This is a genomic window from Canibacter zhoujuaniae, assembly GCF_011752005.1.
GTDB classification, from domain to species: domain Bacteria; phylum Actinomycetota; class Actinomycetes; order Actinomycetales; family Microbacteriaceae; genus Canibacter; species Canibacter zhoujuaniae.
Genome location: NZ_JAAIJZ010000001.1, coordinates 791,523 through 808,358, shown reverse-complemented (window position 1 = coordinate 808,358; position 16,836 = coordinate 791,523). Strand labels below are relative to the sequence as shown.

Sequence of the window (16,836 nt, the reverse complement as noted above, 5' to 3'; positions counted from 1 at the left end):
CTGTAGCTGTAAGAGAGCAACGCGCTACGGTCGTTACCGGACAGTAGCAGGTAGGGTAGACGTGTGACACTGCACATCTATGATTCCAAAGCTAAAACGCTATTGCCCTTTGAACCGCGTAGAGCGGGGCACGTCGGAATGTATGTTTGCGGCCCGACGGTCCAGTCTGCTCCGCACATCGGCCACCTGCGTAGTGCGCTGGTCTATGACCAGATGCGAAATTGGTTCACGGTGTGTGGGTATGAAGTCACCTTCGTGCGTAATGTCACTGACATTGACGATAAGATTCTGGCTAATGCCAAGGCAGCGCAGGAAGCCGGCGGCACCGAACCCTGGTGGGGCCTTGCGATGCGGGTCGAGCGGGAATTTAGCGCCGCATACAGAGCAATCGGTGTTTCTGAACCGACATGCGAACCGCGCGCGACCGGCCACATCAGTGACATGGACGCGCTTATTACGCGCCTGTGGGAGCTGGGTTATGCATACGAGACCCCCGACGGCAGCATCTATTTCGATACCTCAAAATGGGAACGATACGGCGAGCTCACAAATCAGGATCTAGCTGCGATGGCGGCAGCGGAAGAAGCTGCGCCGGGTAAGCGCAATCCAACAGACTTTGCGCTCTGGAAGGCTGCTAGAGACGGTGAGCCGGAAGACGCCAAGTGGCAGATCAGTCGCGGTGGCAGAGGGCGCCCGGGCTGGCATATTGAATGCTCCGCAATGTCAACGCGCTTCCTCGGGTCTGCCTTTGACATTCACGGCGGCGGCAGAGACCTGCGTTTCCCGCACCATGAGAATGAATTGGCTCAGTCGGCAGCTGCCGGTGACAGTTTCGCAAAGTATTGGGTGCACAACGGTCTGGTGAACGTGGGAGACCAGAAAATGTCAAAGTCGCTCGGCAATTCACTTTTTGCGAGCACGCTATTGGCAGAAGCGTCTGCTCTTGTGGTGCGCTATTTTCTAGGCGGTGCGCACTATCGCTCAACCCTTAACTATCGTGATAAATCACTGCTGGAGGCGCAGGCAGCTATCGACCGCATTGCAGCCGCCCTCAACCGTGCAGAAAATGAACTCGGCACGAGGGTTCTCGCGCCGCAGGCACCACATGAGAAACTGCTAGAGCTAATGCCCGCTGAGTTTGTGGCGGCGATGAACGATGATTTTGCTGTGCCGCAAGCACTGGCTGTTGTGCATAATGTGGTGCGTAATCTAAACACTGAATTAGATAAGGGCAACCACAATTTCGCAGCTGTTGCTGCTGACCAGCTTGTTGCGATGCTCGCCGTTTTGCATCTTGATCCGCGACATCCACATTGGACGGGGGCTGCTAGCGCAGACAGCAAAGCTGCAGCAGCGCTTGATATTCTTGTAACAGATTTAATCGAAAAACGCGCTGCAGCCCGTGCTGCGAAAGACTGGGCAGCCAGTGATGAAATACGAGACCGACTCGCAACAGCGGGTATCGCGCTGAAAGACACCGCCGAAGGTGCGGTTTGGAGCTTTATAAAATGAACGTGAAAAGACGCGGGCGCCCAGCTGGCGCCTCTGTGCGAAAGAAAAGCAAAGGTAAAGCTGTCGGATCGGGCGGCCAAAGGCGTGCAGCGCTGGAGGGTAAAGGGCCAACTCCGAAAGCGGAGGATCGCGTCTATCATCCAGCCTACAAAGCAAAGCAACTGCGTGAGCGGGCAGCCGCAAACCGGCGCAATCGCACCCAGCAAACCGGTTCAAGACGCCCGGCTATTAATGACACTGAGATTGTCACCGGCCGCAACTCTGTGTTAGAAGCGATGCGCACTAAAGTGCCAGCCACCACGCTCTATGTCGCAGCTCGTGCAGAGTTTGACGAGCGAATGCGTGAAATTATCGGCATCGCCAACGGTCGTGATATTCCGGTGCTTGAAATCATGCGCTCCGAGATGGATCGTATGGCGGGGCGCGACACAGTGCACCAGGGCGTGCTGTTGAAGGTCGCTCCTTACGAGTACAAACACCCCGCAGATTTACTGCAGCGCGCGTTTGATAGCGGCGAAACTCCGCTGTTGGCGCTGCTTGACGGGGTTACCGACCCGCGTAACCTGGGTGCGGTTATTCGTTCAGTTGCTGCCTTCGGCGGTCACGGTGTGATTGTGCCGCAGCGACGCTCTGCCGGTGTTACCGCCGCAGCGTGGAAAACCTCTGCCGGTGCGGCTGCGCGCTGCCCGGTTGCGATGGCCACCAACCTCACCCGCACTATCAAGGATTTGAAAGCTGCAGGGGTCTTTGTTGTGGGTCTAGATGGTGACGGAGAGGTGTCGCTGCCCGGTCTCGAGCTTGCGGATCGGCCGCTTGCTGTTGTCGTAGGTTCAGAGGGTGCCGGCCTGTCAAGGCTGGTTGCAGAACAGTGTGACGCTATTGTGTCTATCCCAATCTCGGCGGCAACTGAGTCGCTGAATGCGGGAATTGCGGCGAGCATCGCCTTCTATGAGGTGGCTAAACTGCGGGCTGAAGCCGCTTAAAGAACAGCAATATCTGTCACCCACCAACGATTTTCACGTCGGCGCAGCCTGACTGAAACCGCGATAACGCGGTTACGGGTTGGAATTAAAGCGACACAGTCTTCAATCTCTGGGGTGTGCTGAAAACGCCGCAACCTCCCAAATTCGTTTGGGGCGCATAGATGCGGTTTAACGGGGTGTGGTTTCTTGCGCGGCAGGTAGTCATAATTTTGGGATTCTTGGATGCACTGTTGGGCTTGCAGCCGAGCTAGCACAGCAGGTGTCGCCCATCGTGCGATGTGTTGCACAGGGCGCCCAATGTGCACGATTTCTATTGCGAACCGTGCCAGCCGCAAGACGAAGAGATCTTCGGGAAAAGTTGATTGCAACAACGCTGTAGCATTCACTGTTCTCTGCTTTCACGAGGGGGAAGGGGAGTGTTAGGGAATTTCATGATAAGACCTGCAGAGGGCTAGTCCAACAGGTAATTAAGCGCAGGTCTAAATACCCAAATTTATTAACCTCGTGTGCCGACAGAAACACACAGTTCACGATGGTTTAATGAGAGTGTGCTATCACTGCGAGGACTCTCTGAGAAATACACCCAGCTCACTAAGCCAGAGATTGATTGGCTTGAGCTCCTAGTCATAGACTGGTCGCTGCTTGCTGACCTTGCGCTTGCCGATGCGGTGCTGTGGGTGCCCACAGGGGAGGGTGAGTATCTCGCTGTCCGGCACAGTCGCCCAACCGGCCTTTTCACAATGTTCTATCGTGATGTCGTTGGTGATTTTATGCGTCGTGACTGGGCTGAGATTGCTGACGCGGTTATCGGTGACAACACCGTTGTAGTGGCTAAAGAACTGACCTGGTATGAAGAAGCGCCGATGCAGTTAAGAGCGTATCCGGTTAGTCGGCGGGATCCGCAAACTGGCAAACGCATAGGGCCTTTTGCGGTGGTAACTCTGCATGCAGCGCCGGGTGATACGCTGGCTGCATCGCGTGCCGGCCAGGCATATCGTGAGAGCGCAGCAGACCTATTGGCGATGATCGGCGAAGGCCTATTCCCGCATCAGGGCAGCCAGAAAGGACGTTTGCGGGGTGCTCCGCGAGTCGGCGACGGAATTATGCGGATCGACCCCAACGGCGTGGTGGAGTTTGCCAGCCCAAACACCCTAACCAGTTTTTCTCGCCTCGGTTTTCGCACCGAACTTGAAGACGAAGTGCTGACCGATGTTGTCGCCGATATAGTGGCGGGCACGATGGATACAAACGAATCAATTCCGCTGGTCGCCGGCGGAAAAATTGCAAGTCGTGTTGATCTGGAAGCGCGCAACAGCACGATTACTATGCGCTCTATCCCGGTTGTTGTGCGTGGGGAACGCTGTGGTGCAATTATCCTCACCCGTGACATTACGGATATTAAACAGCAGGCGCAGGAACTGATTACGAAAGATGCGACCATTCGCGAAATTCATCACCGCGTAAAAAACAATCTGCAGACCGTGGCGTCCCTGCTGCGAGTGCAGTCTAGACGGGCTGAAAGCGACGAAGCGAAGCAGGTGCTCGGTCAGGCTATGCGCCGGGTTGCGGCAATTGCGGTAGTGCACGACACTCTTGCATCCGGAGTTGCGCAGATCGTTAACTTTGACCAGGTTTTTGAGAGGGTGCTCGGCCTTGCGGTGGAAGTTGCGAGCATGCACAACACCAAGGTTGCTTTAGAGACAGAGGGCAAATTTGGTGAGATCCCGTCTGAGTATGCGACGCCACTCGCGCTCGCGCTCACCGAGGTGGTGACCAACGCTGTTGAGCACGGACTTGCCGACCGCCCGGGCACAGTGCGCATCGAAACCAGCCGCTATGAGAATAATATGCGTGTGCGAGTGAGTGATGACGGGATTGGACTTCCGGATAACGGTGTCGGTAACGGGCTCGGCACTTCAATTGTGCGCACCCTGATTGAGGGTGAGCTCGCCGGAAGTATCCTGTGGCGCAACCAGGAAAACAGCGGGGCAGAGGTGCTCATCGAAATCCCGCTGCGGTGGTTGACCGATACTAAGGTCTCTGAGTAGCTAACATAGAAGGGTGCTAGATCGCCTTTCAAACTATTTTCTGAAAACCCTGCGTGAGGATCCAGCTGACGCTGAGGTTGTGAGTCACAAACTGCTGGTGCGTGCGGGGTATATTCGCCGCCAAGCTCCGGGTATATTCGCCTGGCTGCCTCTGGGTTTGCGTGTGCGAGCAAAGCTCGAGAACATCATTCATGAGGAAATGCGTGCTGCGGGCGCGCAGCAGGTGCACTTTCCGGCACTGTTACCGCGCGATCCTTACGAAGCAACCGGGCGCTGGGAAGAGTACGGCGATGGGATTTTCCGCTTGCAGGATCGCCACGCGGCAGACTACCTGCTCGCCCCAACCCACGAAGAAGTCTTTACGCTGCTTGTAAAAGACATTGTGAATTCTTACAAAGATTTACCGCTCGAAATTTATCAAATCCAGGATAAGTACCGAGATGAAGCGCGTCCACGAGCTGGGCTGTTGCGCGGGCGCGAGTTCTCAATGAAGGATGCTTACTCATTCGGTATCTCTGATGAGCAGCTTGCAGACTCCTACCAGCGGCAGCGTGACGCGTATGAGCGTATTTTTAACCGCCTCGGCGTGGAATATGTCATAGTGGCTGCTGACGCGGGCGCGATGGGCGGCTCAAAGAGCGAAGAGTTTCTGCTGCCGATTGCGATCGGTGAAGACACCTTCGTGCGCTCAGCCGGTGGCTATGCCGCAAACGTCGAAGCATATCGTGCGCCTGCGGGTAAGGAGCGCCCAATCGCTGAGTTGGCTGCGGCAGAGGTTTTTGACACCCCGGGAACTAACACGATTGAAACGCTTGTTGCGCACACTAATGAGGTTGTGCCACAGCTGCTCGGGCGTGCGTGGGAAGCTGGCGACACACTAAAGAACATTGTTTTAGCGCTGACCGATGCGCACGGTGCGCGAGAGCTTGTGGTTATCGGTATTCCGGGTGACCGGCAGATTGATGAGAAACGTCTCGAAGTGGCTTTTGCGGGCTATGAAATTGAGCAGGCGACCGAGGCTGATTTAAAGGGGCACCCAGAACTGATTGCAGGCTTTATAGGCCCTGCTGATGGCGCGACGCGTCTGCTTGGGGTGGGCGGTCAAAGCTCACTCAAATATCTTGTGGATCCGCGTGTTGTTACCGGCACAAGCTGGATCACCGGCGCGAACGCCGCTGATAAACACGTGCACTCTCTCGTGTGCGGCCGTGATTTTGAGCCGCACGGTGTGATAGATGTTGCAAACGTTGTTGACGGGGATCCCGCGCCGGACGGCTCCGGCCCGATTACAACAGCGCGGGGTATGGAAATTGGTCACGTCTTCCAGCTTGGACGGAAGTATGCGGAAGCGCTTGGGCTAAAGGTGCTTGACGAGAATGGCAAGCTGCAGACTGTGACTATGGGCTCATACGGTATCGGTGTGACTCGAATTCTTGCGGCGCTCGCAGAGTTGAATAATGATGAGCACGGTCTAATCTGGCCAGCTGCTATTGCACCGTATCAGGTGCATTTAGTTGCGACCGGTAAAGAGTCTCTGCCGTTTGAGAAGGCTGAAGAAATTGCTGCGGAACTTGACGCAGCCGGAGTTGAAGTGCTTTTCGATGATCGTCCGAAAGTGTCGCCGGGTGTCAAATTTGGCGATGCAGAACTCCTCGGCATGCCGTTTATCGTAGTTGTTGGCCGCGACGCAGCAGAGGGCTTTGCTGAAATCCGTAACCGTCGCACGGGTGAGCGCGAAAAAGTGGCGCTGACTGAGGTGGCCGCGGTGGTGCAGCAGCGGCTTGCAACTGCGTAATCTCTACAAAAGTAGACCGCTAGCTTTAATCTGTGGATAATCGCTTTAGGCTGCGGTTATCCACAGATTTTATTTTGTCTGCTGCACAATTTTTGGCGCTGTTAGATTGATGTTTAACCAAACGGCCGTGCCCTCGACCGTAAGGGAAACTAATGAATATTAGTGTGAGCTATGAAGAGCTTGAAGCGGCTGCCGCACACTTGGAAGCGGGGCGCGCCGAAATAACCGACAGGTTAACCGCACTGCGATCTCAGGTGCAGAACTTGATCACATCAGGTTTTGTCACGGATGTGGCGTCGGGAAGATTTGCTGCAGCGTATGAATCATATAGCGACGGTGCCCGCACAGTAATCGAACAGCTGACAGAAATTCAGTCGTTTTTGCGCGAGACCGCGATGATTATGCAGGAGACAGATCAAAACATTGCAGCGCGCATAGCTTAAGGAGGCGCTTATGCGATGCACGGTGTTTTTGCGAAAAGCATCCGGTAATCTAGAGCCTGTGCTGCTTGAGTTTGCAGCCAACACTACTGTTGCAGACGTTAATCAGGCTCTTGTGCAGCAGAGTTTAGGTTCCGAATCAGGATCCGGCTTAAAACTGGCAGTACCGGCAGGGCAAAACTGCTCGGAAGAATTCCCTGCCGCTCTTTTGGGGCACGGGCTTGTGGTGAAAGATCCGGGCTCTGGCAATAGCTATTGTGTGAGCGGCGCGAGCCTCGTAGCTGATCATCCTTGGCTTAGTGGTTTTGAGATTAGTCTGCCCGATTCTAATAAGGTCCCGCCCGGTGTGCGGTTGATTGGCGGTGCGCTCCTGACGGTTTCTGAAACTGAATCGTACCTGCTGCCAAAAGGAAGCTTTACCGTCGGTTTTGGCAGAGGAGATATTGATGTTGCCCGCACCCTGATGCCAGCTGCAGTAACAGCAGCGGCTGACTGTGATGCGGTGCCAGCTATTGTCGCTGAGATTAAAGTCGGCACTGCAGTTAAGATACGACTGTCTAACTCAATACCTGTGAGCGACTTACGCGCAGATTTAGACGAAGCTGACAGCGCCAAGCTATCTCTGTTCGAGGTTGCCGGTGTTAGGGTGGCGGTTGAGCCGCTAGCGGATTTCGACACGCAACAGCTAGTCTCGACAGAGTTTCAAGATAGCAGTGATCTGCCACCCACAGCAGCTGCTGCGTCGCTACCAGTCTTGGAACTCCCGCGCATAGCGGAGGTGGCAAAACCGAAAGGTATGCCCGTATACGCGTGGGTGGCACCACTGGTTCTTGCGGGTTTATTGTGGTTGGTCTTGCAAACCCCGACGGTGCTGATATTCACAGCTCTCTCACCAATTATGCTGGTTGGGTCGCTGCTAGAGAGCCGTAGACGGTTTAAACGGCAGCACAGGGCGGTGCGAGAAAAATTTGCTGCTGATTGGCAATTGTTTTTGTCGACACTAGACCGCGGTGTCGAAACCCTCGTCAGGAGAGATGAGCTTGATCTCCCTGCTCTCAGCAAATTTTTAGAGGCAGAACCGGTTAAGCTGTGGCGTAAAACCACTGAGTGTGGCCCGGTTGCCTGCTCGCTCGGCCTTGTAGAGAAGAAACACCCGCAACTGCCTAAACTGCTTAAACAGTCGGGAATTGAGCCTGAGCTGCAGAGTCTAATAGATGAGACTTTGGTGGGCAGAAAAACCGTATGCCGACAACAAACTTTGAAACTTAAAAATGAGACGAAGTTAGCTGTTCGAGGCGCAGAATGCGCGCGTGCAAGTTACATTGCAGAGCTTGTGTTGCAACTCGCAGTCGCGTATGCGCCGAGCAGAGTTGGGTTTCAATTCATCGGCTGCGAGTCTCTGCTAGAAAAATATTGGTTTTCAGCTCTGCCGCACACTGCTAAGTGGCGTGAAGCGCAGCTACTGATTTGTTTTATAGGGGATGCGGCGTTTGTGCCAAAGTGTGAGGAGCTTGCTGCTCTATCAGGGCAGAGCCTAGTGATTGTGTGCTGCGCTGAGAAAGCTAGCTCAGCGTTCGGTAACAGTGTTTGGCTGGGAGAGACCATCAATACCTTGGTATTAGAGGAAGAGGACTACCAAACCCGCCAGTTTTTAAGTCGTAGCATCACCGATAACACCGTAAAACAGGTCGTGCGCAGTCTGAGCAGGTTAGCTTGGTCGGAAAATGCGGATACGGAGACTAACCCGGGGCAGCAGAAAGCGAACTCTGCATTAGAACTGTTGGAACTGACTGATTTTAGTACAGCAGGCGTTGTTAGTGCAGTGAGCGCCCGATGGAAAAACAAAAAACCTGATTTACGTCTATCTGTGTTGTGCGCCGAGAGAGGAGTAAGCGGCTTTGATCTTGCAAAAGTGGGCCCCCATGCGCTGATCGCGGGAACAACCGGATCCGGTAAGTCAGAGTTGCTGCAGTCTCTGCTGCTCGGCATGGCGGTCAGAAATTCGCCAGAGATCGTACAGTTTTTACTTGCAGATTTTAAAGGTGGTGCGACCTTTGGTGAGTTACAGGATCTGCCGCACACTATAGCGCTGGTGACGGATCTCGCTAACGATGGTGGAGAGCGACTGCTTGGCGGGTTAAAACGTGAAATAGTGCGCAGAGAAACTCTGCTGCAGCGCGTGCGGGCAAGTGATATAGAAGTTTTTAATAGCAGATCTGCTGAAACACTGCCGATCTGGGTGGTAGCAATTGATGAGTGCGCTGCCCTCTTGCAGCAGCACCCCGAACTGCAGGTTTCACTACAAGATCTCGCACAGCGTGGACGCTCACTCGGTATTCACCTAGTGTTAGCGACACAAAAACCGGGAGGTGTTATCAACGACCGAACAAGAGCTAACATCCAACTTTTGTTTGCTATGCGTGTCGCCTCTGAGGGTGATAGCAGAGAGTTGCTCGGCGGAGCAGAGGCTGCGCGGCTCACAGAGGAAGACAAAGGTGTGGGCTTTGTGCGCGCTGCCGGAGGCAGTATGGCCGGGTTCATTAATTTATCGGTGAATCACCTCGTCTTAAATGGAGTATCGCTGGCTGCGGCCCTAGTGCGAGTGATGAGCAGACTGTCTGACACAGAATTTCAGCGACCGGAAAAATTGACCTGGGTGCAGGAGATGCCGCTGTGTCTCACACGAGCAAAACTTCAGGAGATTGCTGGTGCTGCATCAGGAATCCCCGAAGACGCTATCGGCATCATCGAACTGCCGGAAGAGCGGCAACGTAAGATCATGACATTTTGGGAAGGCTTAAGCGGCAACTGCGCTGTCGTAGCAGAATGTGCTGCCGCGCGAGCGACTGCGCTGCAGGCGCTCCTTGCAGCATCGCAATTAGAAAGACGCGATGAACTTCGTGGTGCCATCATTCGTGGCCAGAGTAGTGCCATGAAAGTTCCGGCGTCTAACTCGCGCATCGCTTTTGCTGAAGCTGATGATGCACACCAAATTCTGCGACTTTTAGATTGGATCAAACAACAGAATCAGCTTTGTGTGGTTGTAATTGAGGATCTCAATCGAGTGCTTGAAAACGCAGGTGCTGCCTTTGAGCTTATTATCGAAGCACTGCAGAGTCTGCTTTCTGATCCGACTAATCTAGTGCTTGTTGGGATGCGCAGCACGCACAGTATCCCCGTAAGATTACGAGACAAACTAAGACACATATTTTTGCTGCAATCGAGCACGGTAGACGTTGCGCTCGCGCACCTGCTGCCACCTAAATTGCGTGGCAGTGTGGCAAATCTGCCAGCGCAGCGGGCAATTTACCTGCCGGATGTAAAACAGATACAGCTCAGGGAGCCAGAAGGATGCGGCAGTTGGCGATCCACCCCCACACCACTCTGGCCGCTTCTTAAAGCTACGACAAAACTTGGTGATGCGCTGCAGTTTGAAGCTCTGGGAGCTGCGCTTGTGGCCCATGCGGTAACCGGTTTTCCGCGTCACGGATTAGTGCATTTTGGGGGTGCGCCCAAGCTACAAGAAAACTTCGTGACAGCGTTAATTGCACACCACTGCTTGAAACCAGAACACGTTTTTGAAGTGTCTAGCGTGGAGATGCCACCAGAGTCTGCGCGACTGGTGATAGTAAAAGAAAACCTCTTGAGCGCAGGAATTCTTACAAGCGACTGGGTGCGTCAGCTGCGAGAGGCGCGGCGTTTAGAACGCACAATTATGCTCATTTGCACAACCGCAGGGCGACTACCGTACGGCTTGCTGCCAGCCGGAGAAGAGCCCGATTTTCGGGTGTGGATTCCGCAAAGCGAGACTAGCGCACCGCCGGAGTGGGTGAGCGCCAGAATTGCAAAACAGATTGCTTTAATCCCCGGAGGGGCAGTGGTGCAGGCGGGGCGCAACAGTGGCGCTGCGGGGGCTGACGATCTCGTAAAAGCTGTCGTCTTAACGGCGGCCGTCGTAGGGGAGCGCGTATGAATGGCATCTTTTTAGACCCAGAGATGTTATCGGGTTATGTGCACCGTATGCGTGATGGGGAGGCATCGCTTGGCTGCACTCAGTTTTCCTTTGAAGGGCTGGGCTCTCTGCTGTCAGAGGTGCTGGATGCTAGTTTGGTGTCGCAGTTAGATCAGTCGTTGCAGAGCTGGATACAAGCCTTGACCGAAGCTATGCAGGGGTGCGCGCAGGTCGTGGAAACTGTGCTTGCAGAGTTCCATACAGTTGACGTGGCGGCTGGCGACAGTGTCACAGCTAGGTTGGAGACGCGTAAATGATCGGTCAAGACTGCGCAGTCGTGGGCGCGCTTCCAAACTCTGCTGTTATTGGTTATGCCGTTACAAATCGAGAAGAACTTTGCCGCTTGACTGACCGACTTTATGAGGCGGAACTGCAACAGCGCTGGGCGGTTGATCTTCTCACCGGACAGCGATCCGTAGCTATTGGAGAGCTGCTGGAAGTGCATGAGCGTGAGATCACATCAAAAATTGAGTTATTCATGCACTCGATTGAGCAGCTTGCGAGCGCACTTGAGGTCTTTATCGACTCTGTTGAAAACTTAGTGGCTAGGCGGCTAGCTGCTGAATCAGGGGCTGCGGTCGAGCTGGAAATTGTCGAGGCGATGCAAATTAGTGCCGAGTATCGTGGCGCGGTTGCGCAGCTGTTGGCTGCTGTGAACGCCCAGGATTTTGGTCGGATCCCCGCACAGATCTTCCCCGTTCAGACTAATACCGGCACCCGAACAGCAACCGCACTGGCTCGCAGCGAAAATCTCAGCACCAGCACTGAAACTCCTTTAACTTTGCTACTGCGGGCATTGAGTGATCCAGGGCGTGCGCACCGAGAGATGGGATTCAGCGGCACAGGGCTGAGCGAAATAAAGTTTAAAACTGAGTTAAGGGCACTTGCGCAGCACTTGCGAAACAATCCCGATGCAAATCTGCTGTCTCTTGGGCGGCAGAATCGGCAACTTGTTGGCGCGGTAGCCTATGGGAACTTGGAAACAGCGGAACGGATTGTGCTTATTGTGCCAGGTATGGGCAGTAACCTGGCGGGCATAGACAATCTGGGAGACGCAGTGCGTTCACTGCAAGCGGAGGAGCGGCTCAGCGTCGCAGAAGCAAGTGGGTGCACAAGCTATGTTGCATGGCTGGGGTATGACTCACCGGATCTTTTTGAAGAACCGGGCATGACGCGGGCGCAGGTTGGTGGGGTTGGGCTCAGCAGGTTTTTGAGCGATCTCGCCTCTAAAAACCCGCAAGCGCAGCTGACGATCGTGCCCCATTCATACGGCACTACTGTCACCGCGGAGGCGTTACAGCATGAGGGGAAGCAAATCGCCGCAGTTTTTACCATCGGTTCAGCGGGTCTAGCTAGGGGAGTGAAACGAGAACAGTTGCGCACCGAGAGGCTGCTGTCAGCCACAGCCGAACCCAATCCAAAAAACTGGAATGCGAAGAACGCTACACGAGAGCAGACTGCAGAAAGCGCAAGTGACCCGCAATATTGGAGGCGCCGCCAAGCTCCGCCCGCAGATGTCATCGCTCCAATAGGCAGAACTTTCGGAAGCCATCCAACCGATCCGCGAAATTTGGCTGATGCGCCAGAGATTAATGTGAACGCCTGGGGCGACAGTAATTCGGTGCGATCACACTCACTGTATGTTGGTGAGGTCGGTGGCGGGTATCTAGATCGTGGTAGCCCCGCGGTGTCGGCGATCATCGCGGAAGTGCATCGAAACTCTAAGGGAGCAGCGCCGGCAAACACGCAGACTTCAGACTCATCCGGCCGCGAGACTGAGAGCCCGCAGGCGAGTCTGACAGCACGGCATTAAAACTATTTTGCTAGACTAAATCTTTCAATTAGTCTCGCGAGCCGAGGTTTACAGCTGAATAAGGGAGGCGTTATGCGCATTGAAGTTACAGAACTACGAGCAGTGGCTACTGAGACAGAGATTCCAATCGCAGAACTGGCAGAAATTATTGAGCAAGCAGTGGCCTCCGCTTACATTAAGCACCTGGTTAACAACAAACTCGACGCACCAAAAGACTCTGATGTGCGTGCGCAGCTAGACCAGAAAACCGGCGATCTTGGTGTTTTCCGGAAAGAATACAACGAAGATGGTGAGTACACCGGTGAGGTTGTTGCAGATGTGGAAGGCTTTGGTCGGATCGCGGCTAACGCAGCCAAGCAGGTAATCGCATCGCGCCTGCGTGAACTGTCAGATGACGCCGTGTTGCGACACTATAAGGATCGTGAAGGTCAGCAGATCTCTGGCGTTGTAAAGCAGGGGCCAAATCCGCGCATGGTACATGTCGATCTGGGAGATGTTGAGGCGATTCTGCCACCAGAGGAGCAGGTGCCGGGTGAAGAGTATCCGCACGGGCGTCGGATCCGCGTGTACATTACCGGAGTTTCAAAGGGTCTGCGCGGCACACAGGTAACTGTTTCACGCACCCACCCGGGGCTGGTGAAGCGTTTGTTTGAGCTTGAAGTGCCAGAGCTGGCAGAGGAAATCGTAGAGATTGTTTCGGTTGCCCGTGAAGCTGGCTATCGGTCAAAGGTTGCGGTGCGCTCGAACCGACCTGAGGTGAACGCCAAGGGATGCTTTATCGGTGAAATGGGGCGTCGTGTGCGCGCCGTGATGAGCCAGTTGGGTGAAGAGAAGATCGATCTGATTGACTATTCGAGCGACCTTACTGAGTTCGTCGCAAACGCTCTGTCGCCCGCAAAGGTCTCTGATGTCTTCATGCTTAACGCTGAGGAAAAAAAGGTGCGCGTGCTGGTGCCAGACTTCCAGCTGTCGCTCGCTATCGGTAAAGAAGGGCAGAATGCGCGTCTTGCAGCGAAACTCACAGGCGCCAAGATTGATATTCAAGCCGACTCTGTGATGGAGTCATAAAGGCAGAGACTGCTGGGCCGTCCAGCTAAAGGTTTGCGGGGACTGGTAAGATGGAAGCAGTTCGCACGTGCGTGGGGTGCCGAAAACGGGATGACCGTTCCCGGCTGTTACGCGTTGTTGCGCGCAATGGAGCGCTGGTAATCGATGAACGTGGCGATGCTGCGGGGCGCGGTTGCTGGCTGCACCGTAGTGCACAGTGTGTGAATCGAGCACTGTCTCGCCAGGTTTTCCAGCGGGCTTTGCGAGTGCCGCAGATAGACGACACTACCCAATTAGAGAACAGGTTGAAATTGATCATGGATCACTCATGAACGGTTCACGATGAGTTCCGTCAATAAGAAATAAAGGTTCTCGCCCTGTCTGGGCGCGAACCCAGACAGGAGAAAAGTGGCAAACCCACGAATTCACGAAATTGCTTCCGAGCTGGGTCTCGAAAGCAAAGTGGTGATTGCGAAGCTGAAAGAGCTTGGCGAGTATGTAAAATCACCATCGTCAACAGTGTTACCTCCGGTGGCAGCGGAAGTTAAAAAGGCTCTCGCTACCGAATCGGCCGCGGCTAAAGCTGCAACCGACAGCGGAGACAGCGGTGACAAGCCTGCGGCGCAGAAGCCCGAGGCAAAAACCGCGGCAAAACCGGCAGCAAAGAAGCCCGCGCCAAAGCCGGGCGCTATTAAGCCGGGCCCTGCAAAACCAAAGCCTGAGAAACCGGCCCCCGCGAAGGCAGCAGACACGGCCACAGCAAAGCCTGCGCCAGCTGCTAAGCCGGGAGCTAAAAAGCCTGCTCCGGCGCACCCAAAGGCGAGCCAAGCAGGTGCTGCAAAGCCTGGTGCACCGCGTCCGGGCAATAACCCGTTTGCATCCAGCCAGGGTATGGGCATTCCGCGCCCGCCGCGTCCGGGCAACAATCCGTTTGCGTCCAGCCAGGGCATGGGGCAGCGCCCCAACCCGGGTAGCATTCCGAAGCCAGCGGCGCCACGTCCCGGCAGCTCCGGTGTTGGTCGCCCAGGTGCAGGTCGCCCGGGCGGTGTTGGCCGTCCAGGCGCTGGTCGTCCGGGTGGCGCAGGTCGCCCAGGTGGGGCTGGCCGGCCGGGCGCAGGTGGTCCGGGCGGCGCAGGAGCTCCCCGGCCAGCTGGTGGTTTCGGTGGTCGCGGGCGTGCCGGCCGTGGTGCCGGCACCGCAGGCGCGTTTGGTCGAGGCGGCTCAAAGAGCAAAGCGCGTAAGTCAAAGCGGGCAAAGCGGCAAGAGTTTGAGATGCGGGAGGCGCCGGTAATTGGCGGCGTTAAGGTACCGCGCGGTGACGGCAATACTCCGATCCGTCTGCGCCGTGGTGCTTCTCTCGCAGACTTCGCAGAGAAGATCGAAACCAGCGCATCAAACCTGGTAACTGTGCTCTTCCACCTCGGTGAAATGGCAACCGCAACAGAGTCACTTGACGAGGCAACCATCGAGATTCTCGGTGAAGAGCTCGGCTATAAGGTGCAGGTTGTTTCCCCAGAGGAAGAGGATCGCGAACTGCTTGAGGGCTTTGACATAGACCTTGAGGCAGAGGCGCTCGAGGATGACGAAAATCTGGCACCACGCCCGCCGGTAGTAACCGTTATGGGTCACGTTGATCACGGTAAGACCCGCCTGCTCGACGCCATCCGAAACGCGAACGTTGTTTCGGGAGAAGCGGGTGGCATTACGCAGCACATCGGCGCTTACCAGGTTGCGACCGAGCATGACGGTGTTGAACGCAAGATTACCTTCATCGACACCCCAGGTCACGAGGCGTTCACCGCTATGCGTGCCCGTGGTGCAAAGGTCACCGATATCGCAATCCTTGTGGTTGCAGCTGACGACGGCATCATGCCGCAGACAATTGAAGCGTTGAACCACGCGAAGGCGGCCAATGTGCCAATTGTGGTTGCGGTAAACAAGGTTGATAAACCTGAAGCAAACCCACAGAAGGTGCGCTCACAGTTAACCGAGTTTGGTCTTGTTGCAGAAGAATACGGCGGCGATGTTATGTTCGTTGACGTTTCTGCAAAGAACAATGTCGGTATCACTGAGCTGCTGGATGCTGTTCTGCTCACCGCCGACGCCGGTCTTGACCTGCGTGCAAACCCTGATAAAGATGCACGCGGTATCGCGATTGAAGCGCACCTAGATAAGGGTCGAGGCTCGGTTGCCACCGTGCTTATCCAATCAGGCACCCTGCGCGTAGGTGACGCTATCGTGACCGGCACCGCCTACGGTCGCGTACGTGCGATGCTCGACGAGAACGGTAATCGGGTTGCTGAGGCTGGCCCGTCACGCCCCGTTGCTGTGCAGGGTTTGAGCTCGGTGCCGCGTGCTGGTGACACCTTCATCGTGACCGATGAAGATCGCACAGCACGCCAGATCGCTGAAAAGCGTGAGGCTGCTGAGCGTAATGCACAGCTTGCGAAGGCACGTAAGCGTATGAGCCTTGAAGACTTCACCAAGGCACTTGAAGATGGCAAGGTTGAGTCACTCAATCTCATCATCAAGGGTGATGTTTCTGGTGCGGTTGAAGCTCTTGAAGAGTCACTGATGAAGATTGAAATCGACGATACGGTGCAGCTGCGTATTCTGCACCGTGGCGTTGGTGCGATTACCGCTTCTGACGTTGACTTGGCGACAATCGATAACGCTATTATCGTCGGATTCAATGTGCGCCCAGATGTGAAAGCTCGCGAGCTCGCTCAGCGTGAGGGCGTCGATATTCGGTTCTACAACGTTATTTACAACGCGATAGACGATATCGAGAACTCTCTGAAGGGCCTCTTGAAACCAGAGTTCGAAGAGGTGCAGTCGGGTGTTGCCGAGATCCGCGAGATCTTCCGCTCAAGCAAGTTCGGCAATATCGCAGGTGTTATCGTGCGTTCGGGCACCATCACCAGAAACGCGAAGGCTCGCGTTATTCGTGAGGGTGTTGTGATCGCCGACGGTCTAGCGATTGAGTCACTGCGCCGCTTTAAAGACGATGTCACCGAGGTGCGCACCGACTTTGAAGCAGGTATCGGTTTGGGCAAGTACAACGATATTCAGGTGGGCGATGAAATCGAGACCATCGAGATGGTTGAGAAACCACGCAGCTAGCGACTCCGAGCGCTAAGCGCAGAGAGGGCTCCGCGGATCTAAACAATCCGTGAGCCCTCTCTA

General features: G+C 55.1%; 12 protein-coding genes. 11 read left to right on the top strand and 1 reads right to left on the bottom strand.

Going from position 1 to position 16,836, the window contains the following annotated elements; all coding sequences use genetic code 11:
• Nucleotides 1-63 precede the first annotated feature (63 nt).
• Both cysS and rlmB read left to right on the top strand, forming a co-directional pair.
• Nucleotides 64-1,512 carry a cysteine--tRNA ligase gene (gene cysS, locus HCR00_RS03745; RefSeq protein ID WP_166987143.1) on the top strand — a complete coding sequence of 483 codons (1,449 nt, stop codon included), beginning with the start codon at nt 64-66 and terminating at the stop codon, nt 1,510-1,512.
• The gene (gene rlmB / locus HCR00_RS03740) at nt 1,509-2,495 is read left to right on the top strand and encodes a 23S rRNA (guanosine(2251)-2'-O)-methyltransferase RlmB (protein ID WP_167142857.1); all 987 of its coding nucleotides are present in this window, start codon (nt 1,509-1,511) and stop codon (nt 2,493-2,495) included. Before cysS ends, rlmB begins: the two co-directional genes overlap by 4 nt.
• On the opposite strand, the gene HCR00_RS07005 is transcribed toward rlmB, so the two are convergent.
• Entirely contained in the window at nt 2,492-2,881 is a 390-nt protein-coding gene (locus HCR00_RS07005; RefSeq protein ID WP_166987149.1) for an Rv3235 family protein, read from the bottom strand. The two genes, rlmB and HCR00_RS07005, sit on opposite strands and share 4 nt — an antisense overlap.
• A gap of 162 nt (nt 2,882-3,043) precedes the next feature.
• Between HCR00_RS07005 and HCR00_RS03730 the strand changes: the two genes are divergently transcribed.
• From HCR00_RS03730 to infB, 9 genes are all read left to right on the top strand, one after another.
• Complete coding sequence (locus HCR00_RS03730) at nt 3,044-4,543, top strand: sensor histidine kinase (protein WP_167142851.1); 1,500 nt, start codon at nt 3,044-3,046, stop codon at nt 4,541-4,543.
• A gap of 13 nt (nt 4,544-4,556) precedes the next feature.
• Entirely contained in the window at nt 4,557-6,338 is a 1,782-nt protein-coding gene (locus tag HCR00_RS03725; protein WP_166987155.1) for a proline--tRNA ligase, read from the top strand.
• Between the two features lie 152 nt (nt 6,339-6,490).
• Nucleotides 6,491-6,781, top strand: a complete 291-nt coding sequence (locus HCR00_RS03720) for a WXG100 family type VII secretion target (RefSeq protein ID WP_166987158.1) — start codon at nt 6,491-6,493, stop codon at nt 6,779-6,781.
• A 10-nt stretch (nt 6,782-6,791) separates the two neighbouring features.
• Nucleotides 6,792-10,751, top strand: coding sequence for an FtsK/SpoIIIE domain-containing protein (locus HCR00_RS03715; RefSeq protein ID WP_167142848.1), 3,960 nt, complete (start codon nt 6,792-6,794; stop codon nt 10,749-10,751).
• Complete coding sequence (locus HCR00_RS03710) at nt 10,748-11,047, top strand: hypothetical protein (RefSeq protein WP_166987164.1); 300 nt, start codon at nt 10,748-10,750, stop codon at nt 11,045-11,047. Before HCR00_RS03715 ends, HCR00_RS03710 begins: the two co-directional genes overlap by 4 nt.
• Nucleotides 11,044-12,603 carry an alpha/beta hydrolase gene (locus HCR00_RS03705; protein ID WP_166987167.1) on the top strand — a complete coding sequence of 520 codons (1,560 nt, stop codon included), beginning with the start codon at nt 11,044-11,046 and terminating at the stop codon, nt 12,601-12,603. Before HCR00_RS03710 ends, HCR00_RS03705 begins: the two co-directional genes overlap by 4 nt.
• Before the next feature lie 72 nt (nt 12,604-12,675).
• Nucleotides 12,676-13,671, top strand: coding sequence for a transcription termination factor NusA (nusA, locus tag HCR00_RS03700; protein WP_166987170.1), 996 nt, complete (start codon nt 12,676-12,678; stop codon nt 13,669-13,671).
• Between the two features lie 50 nt (nt 13,672-13,721).
• Complete coding sequence (locus HCR00_RS07045) at nt 13,722-13,982, top strand: YlxR family protein (RefSeq protein WP_166987173.1); 261 nt, start codon at nt 13,722-13,724, stop codon at nt 13,980-13,982.
• 76 nt (nt 13,983-14,058) lie between these two features.
• Nucleotides 14,059-16,773, top strand: coding sequence for a translation initiation factor IF-2 (gene infB, locus HCR00_RS03690; protein WP_243854524.1), 2,715 nt, complete (start codon nt 14,059-14,061; stop codon nt 16,771-16,773).
• The last annotated feature ends 63 nt before the right edge of the window (nt 16,774-16,836 follow it).

What these genes read in the sequence shown, in the direction of transcription:
- HCR00_RS03720 (WP_166987158.1), top strand. Translation starts at nt 6,491, where the DNA reads ATGAATATTAGTGTGAGCTATGAAGAGCTTGAAGCGGCTGCCGCACAC.
- HCR00_RS03715 (WP_167142848.1), top strand. Translation starts at nt 6,792, where the DNA reads ATGCGATGCACGGTGTTTTTGCGAAAAGCATCCGGTAATCTAGAGCCT.
- nusA (WP_166987170.1), top strand. Translation starts at nt 12,676, where the DNA reads ATGCGCATTGAAGTTACAGAACTACGAGCAGTGGCTACTGAGACAGAG.
- HCR00_RS03705 (WP_166987167.1), top strand. Translation starts at nt 11,044, where the DNA reads ATGATCGGTCAAGACTGCGCAGTCGTGGGCGCGCTTCCAAACTCTGCT.
- HCR00_RS07045 (WP_166987173.1), top strand. Translation starts at nt 13,722, where the DNA reads ATGGAAGCAGTTCGCACGTGCGTGGGGTGCCGAAAACGGGATGACCGT.
- rlmB (WP_167142857.1), top strand. Translation starts at nt 1,509, where the DNA reads ATGAACGTGAAAAGACGCGGGCGCCCAGCTGGCGCCTCTGTGCGAAAG.
- HCR00_RS03710 (WP_166987164.1), top strand. Translation starts at nt 10,748, where the DNA reads ATGAATGGCATCTTTTTAGACCCAGAGATGTTATCGGGTTATGTGCAC.